This window comes from Legionella donaldsonii, assembly GCF_900452385.1.
GTDB classification, from domain to species: Bacteria; Pseudomonadota; Gammaproteobacteria; order Legionellales; family Legionellaceae; genus Tatlockia; species Tatlockia donaldsonii.
This window is the reverse complement of the sequence record NZ_UGOA01000001.1, coordinates 1,803,178-1,822,340: the sequence shown is the minus strand read 5'-3', so window position 1 is coordinate 1,822,340 and position 19,163 is coordinate 1,803,178. Positions and strand designations below refer to the sequence as shown.

Sequence of the window (19,163 nt, the reverse complement as noted above, 5' to 3'; positions counted from 1 at the left end):
ATGCGTATTAAACAACGAGAGGTACCCGACTCTTTACCCGTTTTTCCTTCTTGCCCGCCTGTTTTACAACGTATCTACGCCTCTCGTGGAGTAAACTATGAATCCCAATTAGACAAAAGTTTACAAGCTCTGCTGCCGTTTGATGCCTTAACAGATATTGATAAAGCTTGTATTCGTCTTGCTAAGGCCCTGGAGGCGAAAGAACGTATTCTTATTATTGGTGATTTTGATGCAGATGGTGCAACATCCACGACTCTCGCTGTTTCAGCATTACGTGCAATGGGAGCATCTCAGGTTGAGTTTTTAGTTCCTAATCGTTTTGATTTTGGCTATGGCTTAACGCCAGCAATAGTGGAGGTTGCTAAAAAATGGCAGCCACACCTGATAATTACGGTCGATAATGGTATTGCCAGTATTGATGGTGTTGATGCAGCCAATCAAGCGGGTATTGATGTCCTGGTTACCGATCATCACCTGCCTGCTGACATTTTGCCTAAGGCTTGTGCAATCGTAAATCCTAATCAAGTAGGGGATCAATTTCAGAGTAAATCAATTGCCGGTGTTGGTGTTATTTTCTATCTGATGTTGGCTTTAAGACGGCATCTTGTTAATCACGATTGGTTTAATGCCCAAGAACTTACTGCACCCAATATGGCACAATTTCTTGATTTGGTTGCTTTGGGTACCGTTGCGGATGTGGTGGCGCTTGATCAAAACAATCGTATTTTGGTTAATCAAGGTCTGGCTCGTATGCGTCAAGGCCTTTGTCGTCCTGGTATTAAGGCTTTAATTGAAATTGCCAATCGTGACTGTTCCCGTTTACGGGAAAGTGATTTGGGTTTTGTCGTTGCGCCAAGATTGAATGCCGCAGGACGGCTTGATGATATGTCATTGGGTATTGAGTGTTTGTTGAGTCATGATCTTGATAAAGCACGTCTATTGGCAGAACAATTAGATGAGTTGAATCAAGAGCGGCGAGTGATTGAAGCTGAAATGAAAGAGCAGGCAATGATAGCAGTAGAGAAGTTAGCTAAAAAAATGGCTGATACACAACGGTTGCCGCTTGCTTTATGTTTGGTGGATCAGTCTTGGCATCAAGGGGTTATTGGTATTTTGGCAGGGCGCTTAAAAGATCGTTATCACCGACCAGTCATTGCTTTCGCTGCGGTGAGTGAGAATGAATTGAAAGGTTCGGCAAGATCAGTACCGGGTTTGAACATACGTGATGTTTTGGCTGTTGTTGATAAAGATAGGCCTGGGTTACTCACTAAATTCGGTGGACATGCTATGGCAGCTGGTTTAAGTATGCATCCTCACGCGTTCGAGGATTTTCAACAGGCTTTTGTTGCTGAAGTTGCCAAACATATTGATATCTCTCAGTGTGAGGGCGAACTCTGGACAGATGGTTCTTTGAATCCTGACGAATTATGTTTGCAAATGGCCTTGCTTTTGCAGCAGGCTGGACCTTGGGGGCAGCAATTTCCTGAACCTTGCTTTGATAATATTTTTGAAGTCCTTGATCAACGTTTAGTCGGGAAAAATCATTTAAAGTTAGCCTTGGTTCATCCTGATGGTGGAGAGGCTATTGATGCAATTGCTTTTAATGTCGATCTAAATCAATGGCCCAATCACAGAGTTAAAAAAGTACATGCTGCTTATAAGCTGGATATCAATAGTTATCAGGGAAGAACGAAACTCCAGTTAGTCATTGATGCCTTAGAGGCAATTTGAATATTAGGGGCTGCGAAGCGCAAGGAATCAATGTTTTTCAGAAATGTGAAAAGACTCTGCAAAATAGAGTATAATAGTGCCTTAGTTTAATGCTCCGATAATTTGCAGTGCAATCATTACCTAATCCGCCGTTTTCAACAGGGCTTACGAAAAACTCCGATGTCGAGGCAAAATTTGATTTTAACAACGAAATCGGCGTTTTGCGCAAATCCTTAATTTCGCCGCTTGCTATAGCGCCAATGATTGATTGGACTTACACGCATTTTCGGGTCTTTATGCGTCTTATAGCTCCTCATGCCTTGTTGTATACAGAAATGCAAACCATAGGAGCTGTCACCAATAATCCTGAGCGCGCACTTGCCTTTGATCCTGTGGAACATCCTTTGGCATTACAACTTGGTGGTGCAAATAAGGATGGTTTAGTTCGTTGCGCAAAAATCGCAGAAGAAAAGGGCTTTGCAGAAGTTAATTTAAATTTGGGTTGCCCCAGTGACAAAGTACAGGCAGGCCATTTTGGTGCCTGTTTGATGGCTGAGCCCGAACAAGTAGCTGATTGTCTTTCAGCAATGAAAAAAGTAGTTTCAATTCCGGTGACGGCTAAGACGCGAATCGGAATAGATCAGCAGGATAGCTATGATTTTTTTGCAGCGTTTGCCCACCGATTGATAGATGCTGGTTGTGATAAATTGATTGTGCATGCTCGCAAAGCCTGGCTGCATGGTTTAAATCCCAAGCAAAATCGCACCATTCCTCCTTTGCATTATGACTTTGTTTATAGAATTAAAAAGGAAATACCAGCGATACCTGTCGTGATCAACGGTAATATTAATACAACAAATGAAATTAAAAGCCATTTGCAACAAGTTGATGGGGTGATGTTAGGGCGTTTGGCTTGCCAAAATCCTTATGCATTGGCCGCTATTCATCATCAGCTTTATCCGGAATTACCCCAACCAACACGTTCTGCTATCTGGCATGAATATATTGCCTATATTCGTGGACAATTTGAGCGTGGTGTGCCTTTAACTCTATTACTTAAACCAGTTTTTAATTTGGCTTATGGTTTGCCGCATGCCAAATCCTGGAAAGACAAATTAGTACAAGCACAACAGCTAAAACAAATTGATAAATTAGACGAGTCAGTCGCTATGCTAAGTGAAATGGAAGAGGCCGCAGCTCTGGCTGCGATATAAAAACTCAGCGAATCAAGTTGTATTTATTGTTATTGCCCCCAAATGAACAAGAATAGGATATTCAAACGTTCATTTTGTTTGCAGTGCTGAGCTATTTGGCTGGCATTGTATGGTTTACGTGGCATTTTGGGCAAAATTCTAGTAAATTAAGCGCCTTTAAAGCCGGAATTATCGAGAGGATTATCAGGGCTATGCTGAATACGTTGATGAAAAAAATGTTTGGTAGTCGCAATGAACGTACTTTGCGACGCATGGAAAAAACAGTACAGGTTATTAATGCTTTTGAAGCCCAGATGCAGGTACTTAAGGATGAGGAATTAGCCGCTAAAACAGCCCAATTTAAAGCCCGTTTAGCTGAGGGCGAAACACTGGATGAGTTGTTAGCAGAAGCGTTTGCCGTGGTACGTGAGGTATCAGTACGTACTTTGGGATTAAGACATTTTGATGTGCAATTAATCGGCGGTATGGTGCTGCATGAGGGCAATATTGCAGAAATGCGTACTGGGGAAGGTAAGACACTGGTTGCTACACTCCCTGCTTATTTGAATGCGATTAGTGGGCACGGCGTGCATGTTGTTACAGTTAACGATTACCTTGCCAAGCGTGATAGTCAATGGATGCAGCCTATTTTTGAGTTTTTAGGCTTAACGGTGGGGGTTATTTATCCTGACATGCCACATGATGCCAAGCAAGCTGCCTATGGAGCAGATATTGTTTATGGTACTAACAATGAATTTGGGTTTGATTATCTGCGCGACAATATGGCCTTTAGCCTGGCAGATAAAGTTCAGCGTGAATTAAATTTTGCGATTGTTGACGAAGTTGATTCTATATTGATTGATGAGGCACGTACACCTCTGATTATTTCAGGTGCAGCTGAAGGTAGTTCAGAATTGTATATGAAGGTGAATACATTGATCCCCTTGCTAAAAAAGCAAGAGGAAGAGGGAGACGATGGCGATTACACGATTGATGAGAAACAAAAACAAGCCCATTTGACAGAGCTTGGCCATCAGCATATTGAAGACCTGTTAATGAAAGAAAATTTACTGGATCCAGGCGAAAGCTTGTATCACGCCAGTAATATTATTCTTATGCACCACGTGAATGCGGCACTTAGAGCCCATGCAATGTTTCATCGTGATGTGGATTATATTGTTAAAGACAATCAAGTTGTGATTGTGGATGAGCATACTGGACGTACTATGGCGGGCCGGCGTTGGTCAGAGGGTTTGCATCAAGCTATTGAAGCCAAAGAAGGTGTCGCTATCCAACAGGAAAATCAAACACTCGCTTCAATAACCTTCCAGAATTATTTCAGATTATACAATAAACTGTCTGGGATGACAGGAACAGCTGATACGGAAGCTTATGAATTCCAACAAATTTATAATCTCGAAGTGGTGGTTATTCCTACGAATAAGCCCATGCGCCGCCATGATCAAGCCGATCTGATTTATCTAAGTCAGCAGGATAAATATCAAGCGATCATTGAAGACGTAAAAGATTGTGTGGCACGTAAGCAACCTGTGTTAGTTGGTACGGCATCCATTGAGGCATCGGAATTGTTAAGCCAGTTGCTAAAAAAAGCGGGTTTAAAACATCAGGTATTAAATGCTAAATTCCACGAAAAAGAGGCGCAGATTATTGCCGAAGCTGGACGCCCTGGTGTTGTAACGATCGCTACTAACATGGCGGGTCGAGGTACGGATATTGTATTAGGGGGCAGCCTTTCTGCGGAGCTGGCGGCTTTACCAGAGGATGCAACAGAGGCTGACCGACAGGCTGTCCGGGCTGATTGGAAAAATCGCCATGAAGCAGTGCTCAAAGCAGGTGGGTTACGTATCATTGGCTCGGAACGCCATGAATCTCGTCGGATTGATAATCAGCTGCGTGGTCGTGCTGGGCGACAAGGTGATGAAGGAAGCAGTCGTTTCTACCTATCACTAGATGATAATTTGATGCGTATTTTCGCTTCTGAGCGTGTTGCCGCCATGATGCGTCGTTTGGGTATGAAACCGGGTGAGCCTATCGAACATAGTTTGGTGACTAAAGCGATTGAGAATGCCCAACGTAAATTGGAAGGACATCATTTTGATGTCAGAAAACAGTTGCTTGATTATGACAACGTCGCCAATGAACAAAGAAAAGTCATCTATACTCAACGTGCTGCGATTATGGCAATGACTGATCCACGCGAGGTAGCTGAATCAATGCGGGAAGATGTTATCTATGGCTTGGTTGACAATTTTATACCCCCGCAAAGTTTGGAAGATCAATGGGATCTGAAAGGACTTACACAAGCTCTATCGGAAGATTTCAAGCTGAAGGCAGATGTTGAGCAATGGATAGAAGACGATCATAGTATTCAGCCTGAACAGATTAGAGAAAAAATATTCCAGCTTTGCCTTGAACAATATCAGGAAAAAGAGAAAATAGCGAGCAGGGACGTACTGTCTCAGTTTGAGAAGTCGGTCATTTTACAGACGATGGATACCCATTGGCGTGAACATTTAGCAGCAATGGATCATTTACGTCAGGGTATTCATTTGCGGGGTTATGCTCAGAAAGATCCCAAACAAGAGTATAAACGGGAAGCATTCTCTTTGTTTACCATGATGCTTGATAATTTGAAATACGATATTGTTCGTTTACTCTCTTCGGTTGAAGTACAAACAGAAGAAGATGTGAATGCGGTTGAAGAACAACGTCGAGCAGAGCAGATTCGTAAAATGCAGTTTCTGCATGAAGAGGAGCAAGCTGAAGCCAGAGAGCAAAATAGTGATACTACCTTTAGACGAGTTGAGAGAAAAATAGGGCGCAATGATCCTTGTCCTTGTGGTTCTGGCAAAAAATTTAAAAGTTGTCATGGAAGCTTGGCGTGAAGGTAGCCGTTGCCATCATTTTTGATCAGGAACAGCGGGTATTAATTACTCGTAGACCCGTGCATGCTGCTCATGGCGGCATGTGGGAATTTCCTGGTGGGAAGTTAGAAGCGAATGAGTTACCTGAGCAGGCTCTGATTAGGGAAATCAAAGAAGAAGTCGGTATTGATATTCTTGATTATCGTTTTTTGACTGAGGTAACTCATTACTACAATGCCCAAGTAGTTAATTTGCTGGTGTTTATCATCACTGGTTATGAAGGAAAACCCAGCTGTCGTGAATCTCAACTTGATCTGCGCTGGGTTAGCATTGATGACTTGGATAACTATCAGTTTCCTGAAGCAAATATCCAGATTATTGAATTGATAAAAAAGGAATCTAGGCAGCCAGAAAAATTATTGTAACCTTTATGATAACTCATTTTTTTTGCCGTTCACTCAGTAAAGCAAGTAAGGCACCTGACAATAAGATCAATACACCCAGCGTTTGAATAAAATTGATTGTTTCATTCAAAAGTAAAATACCAAATATAACGACAAAGACTGGTTCCAGGACAGATAGAATCGATGCTTGTACGGAGCTAATATATTTTAACCCTTGTAATAGCAAAACGATGGGTAAAGCGGTACAAATAATCCCAATGCCACAAATATTAAACCAGACGTTTATACCGAGAGGGACTTTGAAGGTATTATCCATTAAAGCTGCTATTAAACAGGCTACCATGCAACCAATCGAGACCATTAAGGTAGCTAACAGAGAGGGTACGGGACTGCTTTTACTGGCTATCAAATAAAGGGCATAGAGAAGCGCCGATAATAAGCTTAAACCAATTCCCGTCACATCAAATTTTATTCCCTCTCCATGCGTGAGAAAGACCAATCCAATGAAGATGATCGTGATTGCCAGATAATAAATTTTGCTGATTTTCTGTTTGTAGAATAAAAAATTGATCAGCATAACGATAGCCGGATAGGTAAAAAAGATAACCATCGACAAGCCGCTACCAATGTATTTAGCCGCGATAAAATAAAAGATAGAACAGGCACCGTAAAATAAGGCACCGGCAGAGGTTACCTTGAAAAGCTCCCAGATACTGGTGGTAGACAGGGAGGTTTTCATGCTGGGAATTAATAGAATAGCAATAAAAAGGCCGGAAACAAGAAAGCGCCAAAATAGCATATTAGAGACTGAAATATCAGCATTAATAACACTAACGCCAAAGTAGCCTATAAGGCCAAAAAAAAGACCAGACAGCGCAGCATAGGCTGCGCCCTTTTTGTTATGTTGCAAGGAGGGTTCTCCCGACAGACGTTTTTTATTGTTGGGGTTCTACCTTTGGTAGTTCTTCACCACCTTGGGGTGCCTCGTTACTCTTATCATCCGTCAACGCAGGTAAAATATCCCGTTTTAGTACGCTTTCCCGATTTGTCTCTGCTTGGCTGAACAACAGAGATTTACCTTTGTATCCGCGATACAGCATAAGAGGTATGAAGGCAAGGGTAACAAATTGTAACACATCTGCAAGAACACGGCGACCGAAGTGTTGATGTTCAAAATGTTCGTGCGCTAAAGTACAGAGTTCCTTCTTTTTAGCCTCACAGGACTTATCTGTTAATAAAGCAGGGATTGCTGCTTTACGGAATTGCCCTAATTGTTCTCTGACTGCTGGTTTACAATCGTAATCATCAACAAAGGTATCAATTTTATTGATAACCGCTGCCATTTTGTTAAGGATTCCCTGTGTCATGAGAGCTTCGTTAATTTCAACGGAACTATATTTATTAATCAGGCCTAAGGCCTTAATTAACTCAGCGTTATCTAGCAGTTCTTTCGTTATAAATTGATCTAAGCCTTTTTCATGCAGTAAATTAACTACCCCGACTGTCGAGCTTGAGGTTAGATAATTTACAGCATCAATCTTTTTAGCGGACAATATTTTAATAAACTGTAATTGCTCTAGCATACCTGAGTATTCTGGGTTGTCTTGTGCCAGGTCTTCAATTGCTTCGATTGCAGGTTGTTTAAAAATATATTCAAAACCGATCGACGTAATACAGTCTTGCAGTTTTTCATTTTTTACGGCTAGATACCTGCCCAGCATAGTAAGCATCGCTGTTGCCTTAGCTTTATCAGCCATATTCATTTCAATAAAAAAGCCGTCATAATGTCCGAAGGCAACACCGTCATGAATAGCGACCATCTCTTTTATTTTTTCGGACTTATCAGCCAAGCCATCCTTTTGAATTTTAAGGGCTTGCATATGCTCTTCTAGCTGTGCTCGATCGGTCCATTCTCGATAAGTTCTCGGCAAGGGGATTTTAAATTCATCGACAAGTGCTTGCTCAGTTTCATCAAATTGGTATTCTGGTTTAAGTTTCCCTGCAAGAGCTTCTCCATGCCCTGTCTCAATTTTATCCACTAATGAATCGATCCTATGCTTTAAGTCAACAACGATATCATTTTCGGCTTGAACTACCACGCTATCTAATCTTGTTGCAATTGCTTTCAAGGCCTGCAATTTACTGTTATGAAACTCAATTGGATCGATTTCATCTTCATTGATTGCATTGAATTCACTATCAAATTCTTCATTGATTTCCGAAACGGCGGTGTGATCTAATCCATAAGTACCCAAATCAGCGTGCACTTTGTTAAAGACGTCTTTAAATACTTGCTTTTGATTTGCAATACTCTCTTTCAACTCTGCGATTTTGATTACTGTGCAACGTTCTATTGCTTTTTCTACAGTCGATGAAATTTCTACAAATTTAGCTTTTTTCTCTTTTGCTCTTTGTAATACGGGATCGAGATATTCAGGCGAAGTTGCTTGTGCATAAGCTTCTGTAATCAAAGCGTTATCCATGAGTGCAATGGCTTTGCTTTCCTCAATATCAAATTTAAAATTCTGGCCTTCCATCTGCTGGAGAAGCTCATCGCGTTTTGCAGTGATTCCTTTTGCAATCTTGCTTATTGCTTGCACCATTGCTGTAGCAAGCCTCTCATTTTGCCCACGTACAGCTCCAGTCAGCTGCTCGTTAATTTCTTTTAATTCAGCCAACTGCTCTTGGTAAAAAAGAATTGGATCTACATCACGACCAGGTTTTTCGGCAGATTTTTCTTCGAATTGGACTGCATAATAATGAATATCGCCCTCTTCATCCCACAAACCATAATCCACTAATTTGCTACGGATACTTTCGTAATAAGGTTTGAAAGTCTCAGATAATAATTGCAACTCTTGCTCCAAAGATGCAACTCTTGCTTGTCGACTACGTGCTATTGCTTTGTCTATTTCTGGTAAAGCAACATTTTTAAAAAGGTCTCGTTTTTTAATAGCCTCTTTGAATTTTCCTTCAAGTACATCAGGAGAGGTTGTTTTCTCGTGGCTTTGTCCAATAAGATAAGAGTCTACTGTTTTAAGAAGAGCGGTTTCTTCTTCCGTAAAAACTAATCCCCTGCCTCTAATACGTTCTATAAGTTGCTTGCGAAGTGATGTAATCTCAGAGGATACTTCTTCAATTTTTGCAACGATTCCTTCCGCTATGAATTCCTGTTCTGCGACCATTGCTTCAGTTAATTTAGGAGCAATCCCTTTTAGTGCAGCCAGTTTTTTCTCAAGGAATTCAACTGGGTCGAGCGCGTCAGTGTTCGTTTGATTTAATTTGTCATTAAATTGCTTTGCTATGGGTGAAATAATACTTAGGTCTAAGCCATAGAGTGCTAATTTTTTACTTTGTATATCATAGTTTTCTTCAAAAACCTGCTTCAAATCAGCAATAGCAGCGTTTAATTGGACTAATTTAGTTTCTCTTTTTTGCTTCAATAGCTCGATTTCAGCTTTAAGTTGTTCAATGGTGTCTTCTAAGGCACGAACATCGTTTTCGCATTCACGTGTTGCCGTTTGGTATTTATCTACCAGATTTTTATTACCTTCCGTGAGGTATCTTTTAATAGCTATTGGAGCTGCTTTTTTTACTAGAGCTCGTATCTGGCTCGCATCGTCTTTAATATCCGCTTGTAAATCAACATGATAGTCAGAAATTACGGTCCCACATAAGCGCCCAATTTCGTCCCACAAGCCGTCCTTCTTCTTTTTTGCTTGTACATAGGCTATGGCTTCAGGTTTAATTAGATTATACCGTCTCTCTGCTTCTTCTTTATTTGCTCTCAACTGATCAAGAGACATTTCAACAAGAGCGAAAGCTGCTTCAAAAGAAGGTTTTCGGCTTTCTCTAATCATTTTTGCTTGTTGTTCAACAAGATGTTGAAGAGAAGAGGGCGAAGCTCCTATTTGTGCTAAAGTTAGCGAAAGCTGTGTATCTGACAGGTAGCTTTCAGGAATAGTAAAGAATAAAGGATAGGGATCACTAGTTACTTCTGCTACGACTGCATTTTTAAAAGCGACGTATAAGGCTGCTTGATCAGCTCCAGCTTTACTAACCGCATTGAGATACGAAATTTTACTATTTATTATCGCACGGTAACTTCCTATTTGTGCTTCGCACTTAGAGTAGGTCTCAGCTATTTTGGAGCTATCATTGGGATTATCATCAGGGAATGTCGCAATTAATTCTAATTTGCTAGTCAAATCAGCTTTTATTCGACGTAACTCTGTAATATGAAGTACTTTCTTATCCAAATCTTTCAATGTGGGGCCCGAGCACTGCGCTTCTAAGTTCTCTATTGCCGCTACCATTTTATTAACTAACGCCTGAAGTGCTTCTTTATTCATAAAAACCCCGTATTCTTGGTAAATTTCTATGCTTCCTGCTGGCATTACCGAATCAATGTGATTATCTGATGTTCATATTTAATAATTGTTAATATAGCTGATCAACATTAAGCAACTATTAAGAATCAGAAAAAATTAGAACATTTTGAAAGAGTCAGGGGGCTGGGGCGTTGCGCATTTGCTTGAATTACGAATAAAAAGACTTTTTATAACTGGCAAATCGCCAAATCAAGTCTGGCTTCTGTTTCGCGAACTTCACGCATCGTACTGATTTCACATAGGCGCAGGGTAAAACCATGATGGCCAAGTTGCATTCGAGGCGCAATTCCAAAGGATTTATCAATTCTGAGCAGGATGAGATGGCAGGAAGTCCGCGATGGCAACTGTCGCTGATAAAAACCATTGAACATATCAATTTTGTCAAATTGAGCAGAGTCACGCAATAAAGATAAATAGAGATCGACAGTAGCGTGCAGGGTGCGAAGGCTGTTCAACCAGACAACGAGATCTCTCTGTCGTAGGGCTGGATTAGACTCTAACCATAATAAAAGTTGTGGTGAATAACCTTCGTAATCATTAGTCTGCGTAGGTAAGGTAAGCCTTATTGATTGTAAAAAAGGATTATTATGAATATTTTCCCCGAAACGACCCACCACATGGGTCAACACTTGTATTTGGGTATGAAGACTGGCACATAATTCTTTAGAAAGGCTGGTATTGGATTTATTTAAGATGTGTTCTATCCGCATCAATTCCTTTAAGAACCTACTTTTGAGCTCGGGTTTTTCAATCAGTTTAATGATTTCTATCACATTTTTCAGTGCATAGTGATGGATAACAGGGTGGGTTTCTTCACAAGCCTGATCAATGGTTTGATACAAACATTCAAGCCGTAAGGCAATTTTAGGCAGATAATGAGTGGCTAATTGAAAAGTAATTGTACCTTGAGGCATATGAAATTGCTGTCCTTAGCCGATTTTTGTGCAGTTTAGCATAAAATTATAATACTATAAAAAGGGAAAAAAACATACCTCAGCGCAAAGCTCATGAATAATAAGTAAGTTTTGACTCATAATGGCTTTTGGCGAGCAAATTGTAAATACTGATAATGCAAATTTTCAATTTTTTTTTCTAGTTCCGTTAAGCTATTATCATTTACAACAATATCATCGGCAATTCCTTGTCGATTTAAGTCGTTGGCCTGGGTTGCCAGGATTTGCAACGCCTGTTTGCGAGGACTCTTATCTCTACGCATTACTCGTTCGATCTGTTGTTCACGTTCAGCAAGGACAAGTAATATACGATTTAGATAAGGATAATCCTTACGATTTTTTAGTAATGGAATTTCAATTACACAGTAAGGGCTATTGGTTGTCCTAATTTCGTTCGAGATCTCCTGCCGAATCAGGGGATGTAATAATGTTTCCAGCCATAAGCGCTGTTTAGGATCAGTAAAGATAATTTCCCTTAATGCAGTACGGTCGAGTTCCCCTGTATTATTAATCACGCTATTGCCAAAATGATTTGCAATTTTACTTAATGCAGTTTGGCCAGGGGTAGTTAGTTTTCTTGCAATTTCATCGGCGCTAATCACTTTGAGGCCACGTTTTTTAAAAAAAGAGGCAACGGTTGATTTTCCACTGGCGATATTGCCTGTTAACCCAACACAATACATAGTTAGCGATCTCTTGAATTTAAATTTCTACACATGAACAGGTAAGTGTAGCAAGTATCAGGCAGATCACTTTTAGAATGGCAATAGGCCTTTGCGGCCAGAGCAGCATCGTCTGCATGCATATAAATATTGGATCTCCAAACTTTAGCTTCAGCGTCTAGTGCAGGGCATTGCCACATAGGTCGAGTCGATACGCCGTGTAAGAAAAAATCACAGTCTTCCCTTGAGCTTTTACAACTGCCAGGTATTTGACTTGCTTTTTTGCAGGCATCGAAGGCTTTATTGATGGCTGTTAATTGATACGAATTGCTAACAGTCCATTGTTTGTTTTGGGCGTCATGGGCTGTACACTGCCAATAATTGAGATCATCGGCCATAAGGAAGGGTGAAAAAAGAGAACCTAAAGCTAAACCAAGAATTGTGTGCTTGTTCATGCTATGGCACCTTCTTCAATAAGTTGAAATAACTGTTCATGGGGCATTGCTTTTGCAAAATACCAACCTTGCATGAGATTAATTTGATAATGGCGCAGAAAGTTAAATTGCTCAATAGTTTCCACTCCTTCAGCGATAATTGTAAGTTTCAAAACATTAGCCATTTGTATAATGGCTTGACTCAATGTTTCAGTAACGGCTCCTGTGCCAATAGAATGTACAAATAGTTTGTCAATTTTAAGATAATTAAAAGGAAAATGTTGTAGATATTTAATACTGGCATGCCCCGTGCCAAAATCATCAATTGCCAGTGAATGGCCTCTAGCCCGCAATTCATTCATTCTAGTTACAAGGCGAGAATCATTTTGATCGAGTAATTCTCGTTCGGTTAGTTCAATCAATATCTGCTGGGCAGGGATCTGATATTTATCGCTCAGATGATAAAATTGAGTAAAAAATTCCTCTTTCTGAAAGTGGCTCGCTGACAGATTGAAAGCTAAATGGAAATAAGAATGCTTTTTTAGAAATTGATGGCATTGCTGAAAGCTTTTTTCAATCAACTGTAGTGTAATTGGAACAATTAAACCCGATTTTTCTGCTTCATCAATAAATACATCTGGCAAAATTTCACTGGTGTTCGTATGCCAACGCAGTAAAACTTCCGCTCCGCAAAATCTATTTTTTGCATTATCCATGATTGGCTGATAGACAGGGTTGAAATGTTTGTGTTTAATGGCATTGCTTAAAGCATAGTTTAAAGAAAAACGTTTATTCAAAAGCATGCGGAATTTTAAGTACAATAGAATTAAAACAAGCAGGAGAATTACACCAAGAACTGATTGGTGAAGGAAAAAATCCTTATTAAATTGCAGCTGATTGACGGTAATAATAATTGAGTAGTTATCTAAATCCTGTAAAGGTGTTTTAGCAAAATTATGTCGTGGATTCGTGGAGGTATCGTTACCAATATGAAAAACGATTTTTTTCTCTCTTTCATTGTATAAGCCAATATATCCAATTTGGGGGAAAACCGAGCGAAGCAAATCTTCAATAACATTTTTTATAATGTAAATGCCAAAATAATACTTCCCCATTCGTTGTTGTACTAAAAAAGCAGGTTGCTGTCCGAGCCCTAGAGGGATAGGACCGAAAATAGCCGGGTTTTGGGATGAAGGAGCTGGGAGTAAATAGTTATCTTCTAAGGTTGAGCAAATAATTTTATTTTCTTGATCACTGATGACTGCACCGGAAATAGCAGGATTATTAAAAATAATATTACGCAGTACAGGTAAGATATCCTGCTCACAGTTTTCAAAAGGATGGCCAAAGGGTAGGGTATAAGCTGAGTCGAGTGCTTTATCAAGAAAGTTATCAAATCGAAGTGCTACCTCATTGGCAATAAGCTGTAGTTGCTGTTGTTTTTGTAGATGATATTGTTGCCGTTGATAGTAAATGGAAACAATAATTAACAGGATAGCCAAAAACACCCAGGCAAAATTTAGCAAGCGCTGAGCGTTGATATAGTTAGCGTAGTGTTTGGCGTTCATTTGCCTTTAATCATAGACAGCCCTAATTGAGTTTAAGGTGATTTCAGCTAAATTCTCAATGGTTTGCTGATCAGTATTTAATGGCGGTAGCCAATATAAGGTGTTTCCCAAGGGTCTAAGCAGTGCTCCGCGCTTGAGTGCTTCTTGATATAGCTGATAACCAACCCGTTTATTTTTTCTGACAGGCAAATCAGCTGCGACCATAGCTCCTACTGATCGAATGTGGTTTAACTTGCCAGTAATTGCTGCCAGTTCTTGAAATTGTTGTTGCATGAAGCGTCCAAGTTTTTGTGCCCGTTCATTCATGTTTTCTGTTTCAATGACTTTGATAGTTGCCAGTGCTGCACTAACTGCTAGAGCGTGACCGCTATAGGTATGAGAATGAAGGAACGATTTACCTTTCTCATAATCATCATAAAACAAATCGTAAATGGGCTTGTCGATAAGAACGCAGCTTAAAGGCATGGTTCCAGCAGTTAAGCCTTTGGATAAGCAGATTAAATCGGGCTGAATGTCCGCATGATGGCAAGCTAGCCATTGCCCTGTTCGACCAAGCCCTGTCATGATTTCATCAGCAATTAAATAAATATCATTTTCTTTAGCCCAAGTTGCTAGTTTTTTTAAGAAATCCGCACTGTAGCAACGCATGCCGCCTGCACCCTGAATAATTGGTTCAACAATAAGAGCACAAGCTTTGTTCTTAATTTTTTCAAGTGCAAGTTTTATTTGTGGCCAATGAAAATCAGCGTTATGCCATAAAAATTCATTACTATTAGAAACATAGGGAATCGCTTGGAGAAAATGACATTTGACGCCATAGCCTATGTAAGGCTTTTTGTAGATCCCTAAATCGCTGACACTTAATGTCCCTAAAGTTTCACCATGATAACTATTTTGTAGTGCGATAAATTCGTTACGAGGCGATCCTTTTAACTGGTTGGCATGTAGAGCCAGCTTCATAGCAATTTCGACGGCGCTTGAACCATCGCTCGCGAAAAAGACATGCTGCTTTTGGCTCATAGCAGCCAGTTTTTCCCCTAGTTCGACTAGCAATGGATGAGTCGTGTTAGCGCTGATCACATGTTCGAATCGGTCCAATTGCTCTTTAATCGCAGCAATAATAGCTGGATGGCCGTGGCCTAAGGATTTACACCACCAACTGGATAAAGCATCAATTATTGGCCCTTGATCAGTGTAAAGATAACTTCCTTTTGCATGGTTAACGACCAGCGGTGGAGTTTGCTGTAGATCCTTCATTTGGGTACAAGGATGCCAAATATGTTTTAAATCTTTTTCAATTAGAGTGTGGTTAACCATCTTTCTATTTTTTGGTTGACAAGAAATTGTGTGACTTTATCATGTTCACCACGATAAAAAAAAGGGGTGAAGTGTGAGTAATAATAATTCACGTTGGACATTTGATGAGGTGGCCAGTATTTATGAACAACCATTTAACGATCTTATTTATGCCGCACATGGCGTTCATAAGAGCAATCATCCGGCTAATTCTCTGCAATTGGCGAAATTACTAAGTATCAAGACAGGTGCTTGTCCAGAGGATTGTGGTTATTGTTCACAAAGTGGCCATTATAAAACGCATGTGGAAAAAGAAAAATTAATGTCAATAGAGCAGGTACTCGCTAAAGCAGAAGAAGCCAAGGCAAGTGGAGCTAAGCGCTTTTGTATGGGTGCTGCATGGCGTTGTCCTCCTGACAAGGCGATGCCCGAATTAAAAGCCATGATTGAGGGAGTCAAGGCAATGGGTTTAGAAACCTGTATGACCTTAGGCATGCTTGATCGTGAACAGGCTTGTGCTCTAAAAGAGGCGGGATTGGATTATTACAATCATAATATCGATACCTCGCCTTCCTACTATGGCAAGGTAACCACAACGCGTCAATTTAGTGATCGACTGGATACCATAGAAAATGTGCGTAAGGCTGGTATTAATGTTTGCTGTGGCGGTATTTTAGGATTAGGGGAGAGCCGTGAAGACCGCATCGAGTTTTTGCTGACTTTGGCCAATATGGAAACTCCACCTGAAAGCGTTCCAATTAATCGCTTGATTCCAGTCGAAGGAACGCCTTTAGCGAAATCCAAACAGGTAGAGGGAATTGAATTGGTAAGGACTATTGCTACAGCGCGATTACTCATGCCAAAGAGTGCTATTCGTCTTACTGCCGGGCGCACTGAAATGAGCGATGAGCTGCAAGCTTTATGTTATTTTGCAGGTGCTAATTCAGTGTTTATAGGTAATAAATTATTAACTGAAGACAATCCGCAACGCGATAAAGATAAATTTTTATTTGAGAAATTAGGGCTCAACGCCTTTACTGAAGCATGATTAGTCAATCTCTTATCCTTTATTCAAAGCAGTTGCAACAGCAGGGTTTACATCGTAAACGAACACTGCCTGCCTGCTTTGATGATAGGGACGTTATTAATTTCAGCTCGAATGACTATCTTTCATTAACTGCAGATGAACGAGTGAAGAAAGCGTTTCAAAGAGGTTTCGCTAACTATCCATCCGGTAGTGGTGGCTCCATGGTTGTTTGTGGCTATCATCCGGTTCACCGCGAACTAGAAAAGGCTTTTGCTTTGGCATTAGAGGTTGATGATGCGCTCTTGTTTAGTTCAGGCTACACAGCGAATTTGGGCGTCATCTCTTTGCTTGCTCGTTTTGAAGGGGAGCTCCTTATTGATAGGGCAGCACATGCTTCATTTTACGATGGTTTGAAACTTGCCAAAGCCCAATACAATCGATTTTTACATAATGATTTGGATAATTTGGCAATTAAATTACAAGCGATGACTTCTAATCCAGTTGTAATCACTGAAAGTGTATTTAGCATGAGTGGGCAAACCGCTTGTCTTGCTGAACTCGCGCGCTTATGCGCCAGGCATAAGGCAGAGCTTATTGTGGATGAAGCCCATGCTTTTGGTGTGCTTGGCCCACAAGGGTTGGGAGCTGTAGCCCAACATGGACTAACCCAGAAAGAAGTGCCTTTAAGAATAATACCCTTTGGTAAAGCGTTTGCTTCCCAAGGTGCGATGGTTGTAGGACAGGGAGAATGGATAGATGCCTTGTTACAGTCAGCTCGCTCTCATCTCTATTCAACAGCCGTTAGTCCAGCAATCGCCTATGGTTTGTTGGAAACACTGAGCATTGTTAGAGAGGCGGATGAGCGACGACAAAAATTGTTGTATTTGATTGATTATTTTCAGCAAGCTATTAAGAGTTCGTCACTAAGATGGCGACATTCGCAAACCGCTATTCAGCAATTACAGTTGGGTTGCCCTCATCAGGCCTTGGTTTATGCACATTTCTTACATGAAAAAGGAATTTTTTGCCAAGCTATGCGTGCGCCTACCGTGAGTAAAAAAGACACTGGTTTAAGAGTTATTTTGAATTATCATCATGAGCCAGTCCATATCGATTACTTATTTTCTCAATTACAACGTCTTTATGAATCTACATATTAACATTATAGGGAAAGGTCGTCCCTTGGTTTTTTTTCATGGATGGGGCTTTGATCATCGAGTATGGTTGCCGCTTGCCCGTCTTCTAAGTGCTCGCTATTGCCTTTATCTTGTTGATTTACCTGGATTTGGTCAAAGTTCAGTGATGAGTTGGGAAGTATTCAAAAAGCAGTTATTACCACAACTACCCGAGCATTTTGCTTTAGCTGGCTGGTCAATGGGAGGTCTATTTGCTACCCGTTTGGCGCTTGAAGAACCTGAGCGCGTATCTTATTTGTTAAATATTGCTTCCTCACCACGCTTTATCAAAGAAAAGAATTGGCCCGGCGTTGAGCAGGCAATTTTTGATAATTTTTTCCAAAAATTAGCTTCTCAACCAACAAGGACTATTTCTGAGTTTATTGCTCTGCAGCTCAAAGATCAGTCCTATAACTACAGCTTTCCACCAAGTCCTTCCCTATCTGGTTTAGAGGCTGGATTGCAGGTGTTGGCTGATTGGGATTTACGGCAATCACTCTATACGTTTACCAAGCCAACTGGTTTTATGTTTGGACGGCTTGATGCAATTACACCTCGAATGACAATGGCGACTATGCAGAAACTGTATCCTGCTTTTGATTATGTGATGTTTGATAAAGCGGCGCATATGCCTTTTTTGTCACATCCAGATGAATTTATTGCTATTTTGGAGCGTATTTTACAATGAAGACCTTCTTTATTACGGGCACGGACACGAATTGCGGTAAAACCTACGTTACCTGCCAATTATTAGATTATTTAAATGAACAACAGAAAAAAGGTTTGGCCTTAAAACCAGTAGCTAGCGGATGTTTTCTAAGCAATGGACAGTTGCTGAATGATGATGTCTTAAGTTTGCAAAAACATAATAGGAATCAGGATTACTCAATTAATGGTTGGCAGTTTCCCGAGCCAATATCTCCACATCTTGCTGCGAAGGCAGCCGGTAGTTCTTTAACAGCACATGAAATCGCCGATTTCTGCTTGAGCAGGCAATTTGCTAATCATGACTATTTGTTGGTTGAAGGAGCAGGGGGATTACTAGTACCACTAAACGATAAAGAAACTTGGCTGGATTTCCTAAACCTGACACAAATGCCTGTAATCTTGGTAGTTGGCATGCGTCTTGGTTGTTTAAACCATGCTTTGTTGACGGCGAGTGTATTAAAAAATAATCGCACAGCTTGTGTAGGATGGGTTGCGAATTGTCTGGATAAAGAGATGTTGGCTTTAACCGAAAACATCGCCACATTATCCTTAAAAATGGAAATGCCACTTTTGGCAACTATCCCGTATCAGGGAAAATTAACTGAAACTATTAAATTGTCACAACTGTTTGTTTAGTTGTAGATGAATTCTTCCTAATTGACTTACTGTGAGAGAAAAATTAAGGCTATTAATGGGCCCTAATGAATCGAATTGGGAAAATGCCTTGATTTTAGTCATTCCATGCATTGTTCATAAT

Annotated in this window: 15 protein-coding genes; 8 read left to right on the top strand and 7 right to left on the bottom strand. The window is 40.4% G+C overall.

Features of this window, described 5'->3' with window-relative positions; translation table 11 throughout:
* The 4 genes from recJ to mutT all read left to right on the top strand — a co-directional run bounded on the left by recJ (position 1) and on the right by mutT (position 6,213).
* Positions 1 to 1,731, top strand: a complete 1,731-nt coding sequence (gene recJ / locus DYC89_RS08405) for a single-stranded-DNA-specific exonuclease RecJ (RefSeq protein WP_115221380.1) — start codon at positions 1 to 3, stop codon at positions 1,729 to 1,731.
* A gap of 239 nt (positions 1,732 to 1,970) precedes the next feature.
* Positions 1,971 to 2,924 (top strand): tRNA dihydrouridine(20/20a) synthase DusA, encoded by a 954-nt coding sequence (gene dusA / locus DYC89_RS08400; RefSeq protein WP_370634566.1) that lies wholly within the window; start codon positions 1,971 to 1,973, stop codon positions 2,922 to 2,924.
* Between the two features lie 191 nt (positions 2,925 to 3,115).
* Positions 3,116 to 5,809, top strand: coding sequence for a preprotein translocase subunit SecA (gene secA / locus DYC89_RS08395; RefSeq protein ID WP_115222702.1), 2,694 nt, complete (start codon positions 3,116 to 3,118; stop codon positions 5,807 to 5,809).
* Positions 5,806 to 6,213, top strand: coding sequence for an 8-oxo-dGTP diphosphatase MutT (gene mutT / locus DYC89_RS08390; RefSeq protein WP_115221379.1), 408 nt, complete (start codon positions 5,806 to 5,808; stop codon positions 6,211 to 6,213). The genes secA and mutT overlap by 4 nt, the downstream gene beginning before the upstream one ends.
* Positions 6,214 to 6,226: 13 nt before the next feature.
* Here the strand turns inward: mutT and DYC89_RS08385 are convergent, their stop codons facing one another.
* From DYC89_RS08385 to bioA, 7 genes are all read right to left on the bottom strand, one after another.
* Positions 6,227 to 7,102, bottom strand: coding sequence for a DMT family transporter (locus DYC89_RS08385; RefSeq protein ID WP_115221378.1), 876 nt, complete (start codon positions 7,100 to 7,102; stop codon positions 6,227 to 6,229).
* Between the two features lie 25 nt (positions 7,103 to 7,127).
* The gene (locus DYC89_RS08380; RefSeq protein WP_147285495.1) at positions 7,128 to 10,544 is read right to left on the bottom strand and encodes a hypothetical protein; all 3,417 of its coding nucleotides are present in this window, start codon (positions 10,542 to 10,544) and stop codon (positions 7,128 to 7,130) included.
* Positions 10,545 to 10,750: 206 nt separating this feature from the next.
* Complete coding sequence (zapD, locus tag DYC89_RS08375) at positions 10,751 to 11,497, bottom strand: cell division protein ZapD (protein ID WP_115221376.1); 747 nt, start codon at positions 11,495 to 11,497, stop codon at positions 10,751 to 10,753.
* Between the two features lie 116 nt (positions 11,498 to 11,613).
* Positions 11,614 to 12,219, bottom strand: a complete 606-nt coding sequence (gene coaE, locus DYC89_RS08370; RefSeq protein ID WP_115221375.1) for a dephospho-CoA kinase — start codon at positions 12,217 to 12,219, stop codon at positions 11,614 to 11,616.
* 2 nt (positions 12,220 to 12,221) lie between these two features.
* Positions 12,222 to 12,653 carry a hypothetical protein gene (locus DYC89_RS08365; protein ID WP_115221374.1) on the bottom strand — a complete coding sequence of 144 codons (432 nt, stop codon included), beginning with the start codon at positions 12,651 to 12,653 and terminating at the stop codon, positions 12,222 to 12,224.
* Positions 12,650 to 14,200 (bottom strand): EAL domain-containing protein, encoded by a 1,551-nt coding sequence (locus tag DYC89_RS08360; RefSeq protein WP_115221373.1) that lies wholly within the window; start codon positions 14,198 to 14,200, stop codon positions 12,650 to 12,652. Before DYC89_RS08360 ends, DYC89_RS08365 begins: the two co-directional genes overlap by 4 nt.
* A gap of 6 nt (positions 14,201 to 14,206) precedes the next feature.
* Positions 14,207 to 15,517, bottom strand: a complete 1,311-nt coding sequence (gene bioA, locus DYC89_RS08355; RefSeq protein ID WP_115221372.1) for an adenosylmethionine--8-amino-7-oxononanoate transaminase — start codon at positions 15,515 to 15,517, stop codon at positions 14,207 to 14,209.
* Positions 15,518 to 15,590: 73 nt separating this feature from the next.
* Here bioA and bioB point away from each other — a divergent pair, with 73 nt between their 5' ends.
* The 4 genes from bioB to bioD are packed head-to-tail and all read left to right on the top strand — an operon-like array spanning position 15,591 to position 19,042.
* Complete coding sequence (bioB, locus tag DYC89_RS08350) at positions 15,591 to 16,544, top strand: biotin synthase BioB (RefSeq protein ID WP_115221371.1); 954 nt, start codon at positions 15,591 to 15,593, stop codon at positions 16,542 to 16,544.
* Positions 16,541 to 17,683, top strand: a complete 1,143-nt coding sequence (locus DYC89_RS08345; protein ID WP_115221370.1) for an aminotransferase class I/II-fold pyridoxal phosphate-dependent enzyme — start codon at positions 16,541 to 16,543, stop codon at positions 17,681 to 17,683. The genes bioB and DYC89_RS08345 overlap by 4 nt, the downstream gene beginning before the upstream one ends.
* Positions 17,667 to 18,386: an alpha/beta fold hydrolase gene (locus tag DYC89_RS08340; RefSeq protein WP_115221369.1), complete on the top strand. Its 720-nt coding sequence runs from the start codon at positions 17,667 to 17,669 to the stop codon at positions 18,384 to 18,386. Before DYC89_RS08345 ends, DYC89_RS08340 begins: the two co-directional genes overlap by 17 nt.
* Complete coding sequence (bioD, locus tag DYC89_RS08335) at positions 18,383 to 19,042, top strand: dethiobiotin synthase (RefSeq protein WP_115221368.1); 660 nt, start codon at positions 18,383 to 18,385, stop codon at positions 19,040 to 19,042. The genes DYC89_RS08340 and bioD overlap by 4 nt, the downstream gene beginning before the upstream one ends.
* Positions 19,043 to 19,163 lie beyond the last annotated feature (121 nt).

Excerpts from the sequence above, each read along its gene's own strand:
- DYC89_RS08380 (WP_147285495.1), bottom strand. The coding sequence starts at position 10,544 with ATGAATAAAGAAGCACTTCAGGCGTTAGTTAATAAAATGGTAGCGGCA.
- zapD (WP_115221376.1), bottom strand. The coding sequence starts at position 11,497 with ATGCCTCAAGGTACAATTACTTTTCAATTAGCCACTCATTATCTGCCT.
- recJ (WP_115221380.1), top strand. The coding sequence starts at position 1 with ATGCGTATTAAACAACGAGAGGTACCCGACTCTTTACCCGTTTTTCCT.
- bioD (WP_115221368.1), top strand. The coding sequence starts at position 18,383 with ATGAAGACCTTCTTTATTACGGGCACGGACACGAATTGCGGTAAAACC.
- DYC89_RS08345 (WP_115221370.1), top strand. The coding sequence starts at position 16,541 with ATGATTAGTCAATCTCTTATCCTTTATTCAAAGCAGTTGCAACAGCAG.
- dusA (WP_370634566.1), top strand. The coding sequence starts at position 1,971 with ATGATTGATTGGACTTACACGCATTTTCGGGTCTTTATGCGTCTTATA.
- bioA (WP_115221372.1), bottom strand. The coding sequence starts at position 15,517 with ATGGTTAACCACACTCTAATTGAAAAAGATTTAAAACATATTTGGCAT.
- DYC89_RS08340 (WP_115221369.1), top strand. The coding sequence starts at position 17,667 with ATGAATCTACATATTAACATTATAGGGAAAGGTCGTCCCTTGGTTTTT.
- coaE (WP_115221375.1), bottom strand. The coding sequence starts at position 12,219 with ATGTATTGTGTTGGGTTAACAGGCAATATCGCCAGTGGAAAATCAACC.
- DYC89_RS08365 (WP_115221374.1), bottom strand. The coding sequence starts at position 12,653 with ATGAACAAGCACACAATTCTTGGTTTAGCTTTAGGTTCTCTTTTTTCA.
- DYC89_RS08360 (WP_115221373.1), bottom strand. The coding sequence starts at position 14,200 with ATGAACGCCAAACACTACGCTAACTATATCAACGCTCAGCGCTTGCTA.
- secA (WP_115222702.1), top strand. The coding sequence starts at position 3,116 with ATGCTGAATACGTTGATGAAAAAAATGTTTGGTAGTCGCAATGAACGT.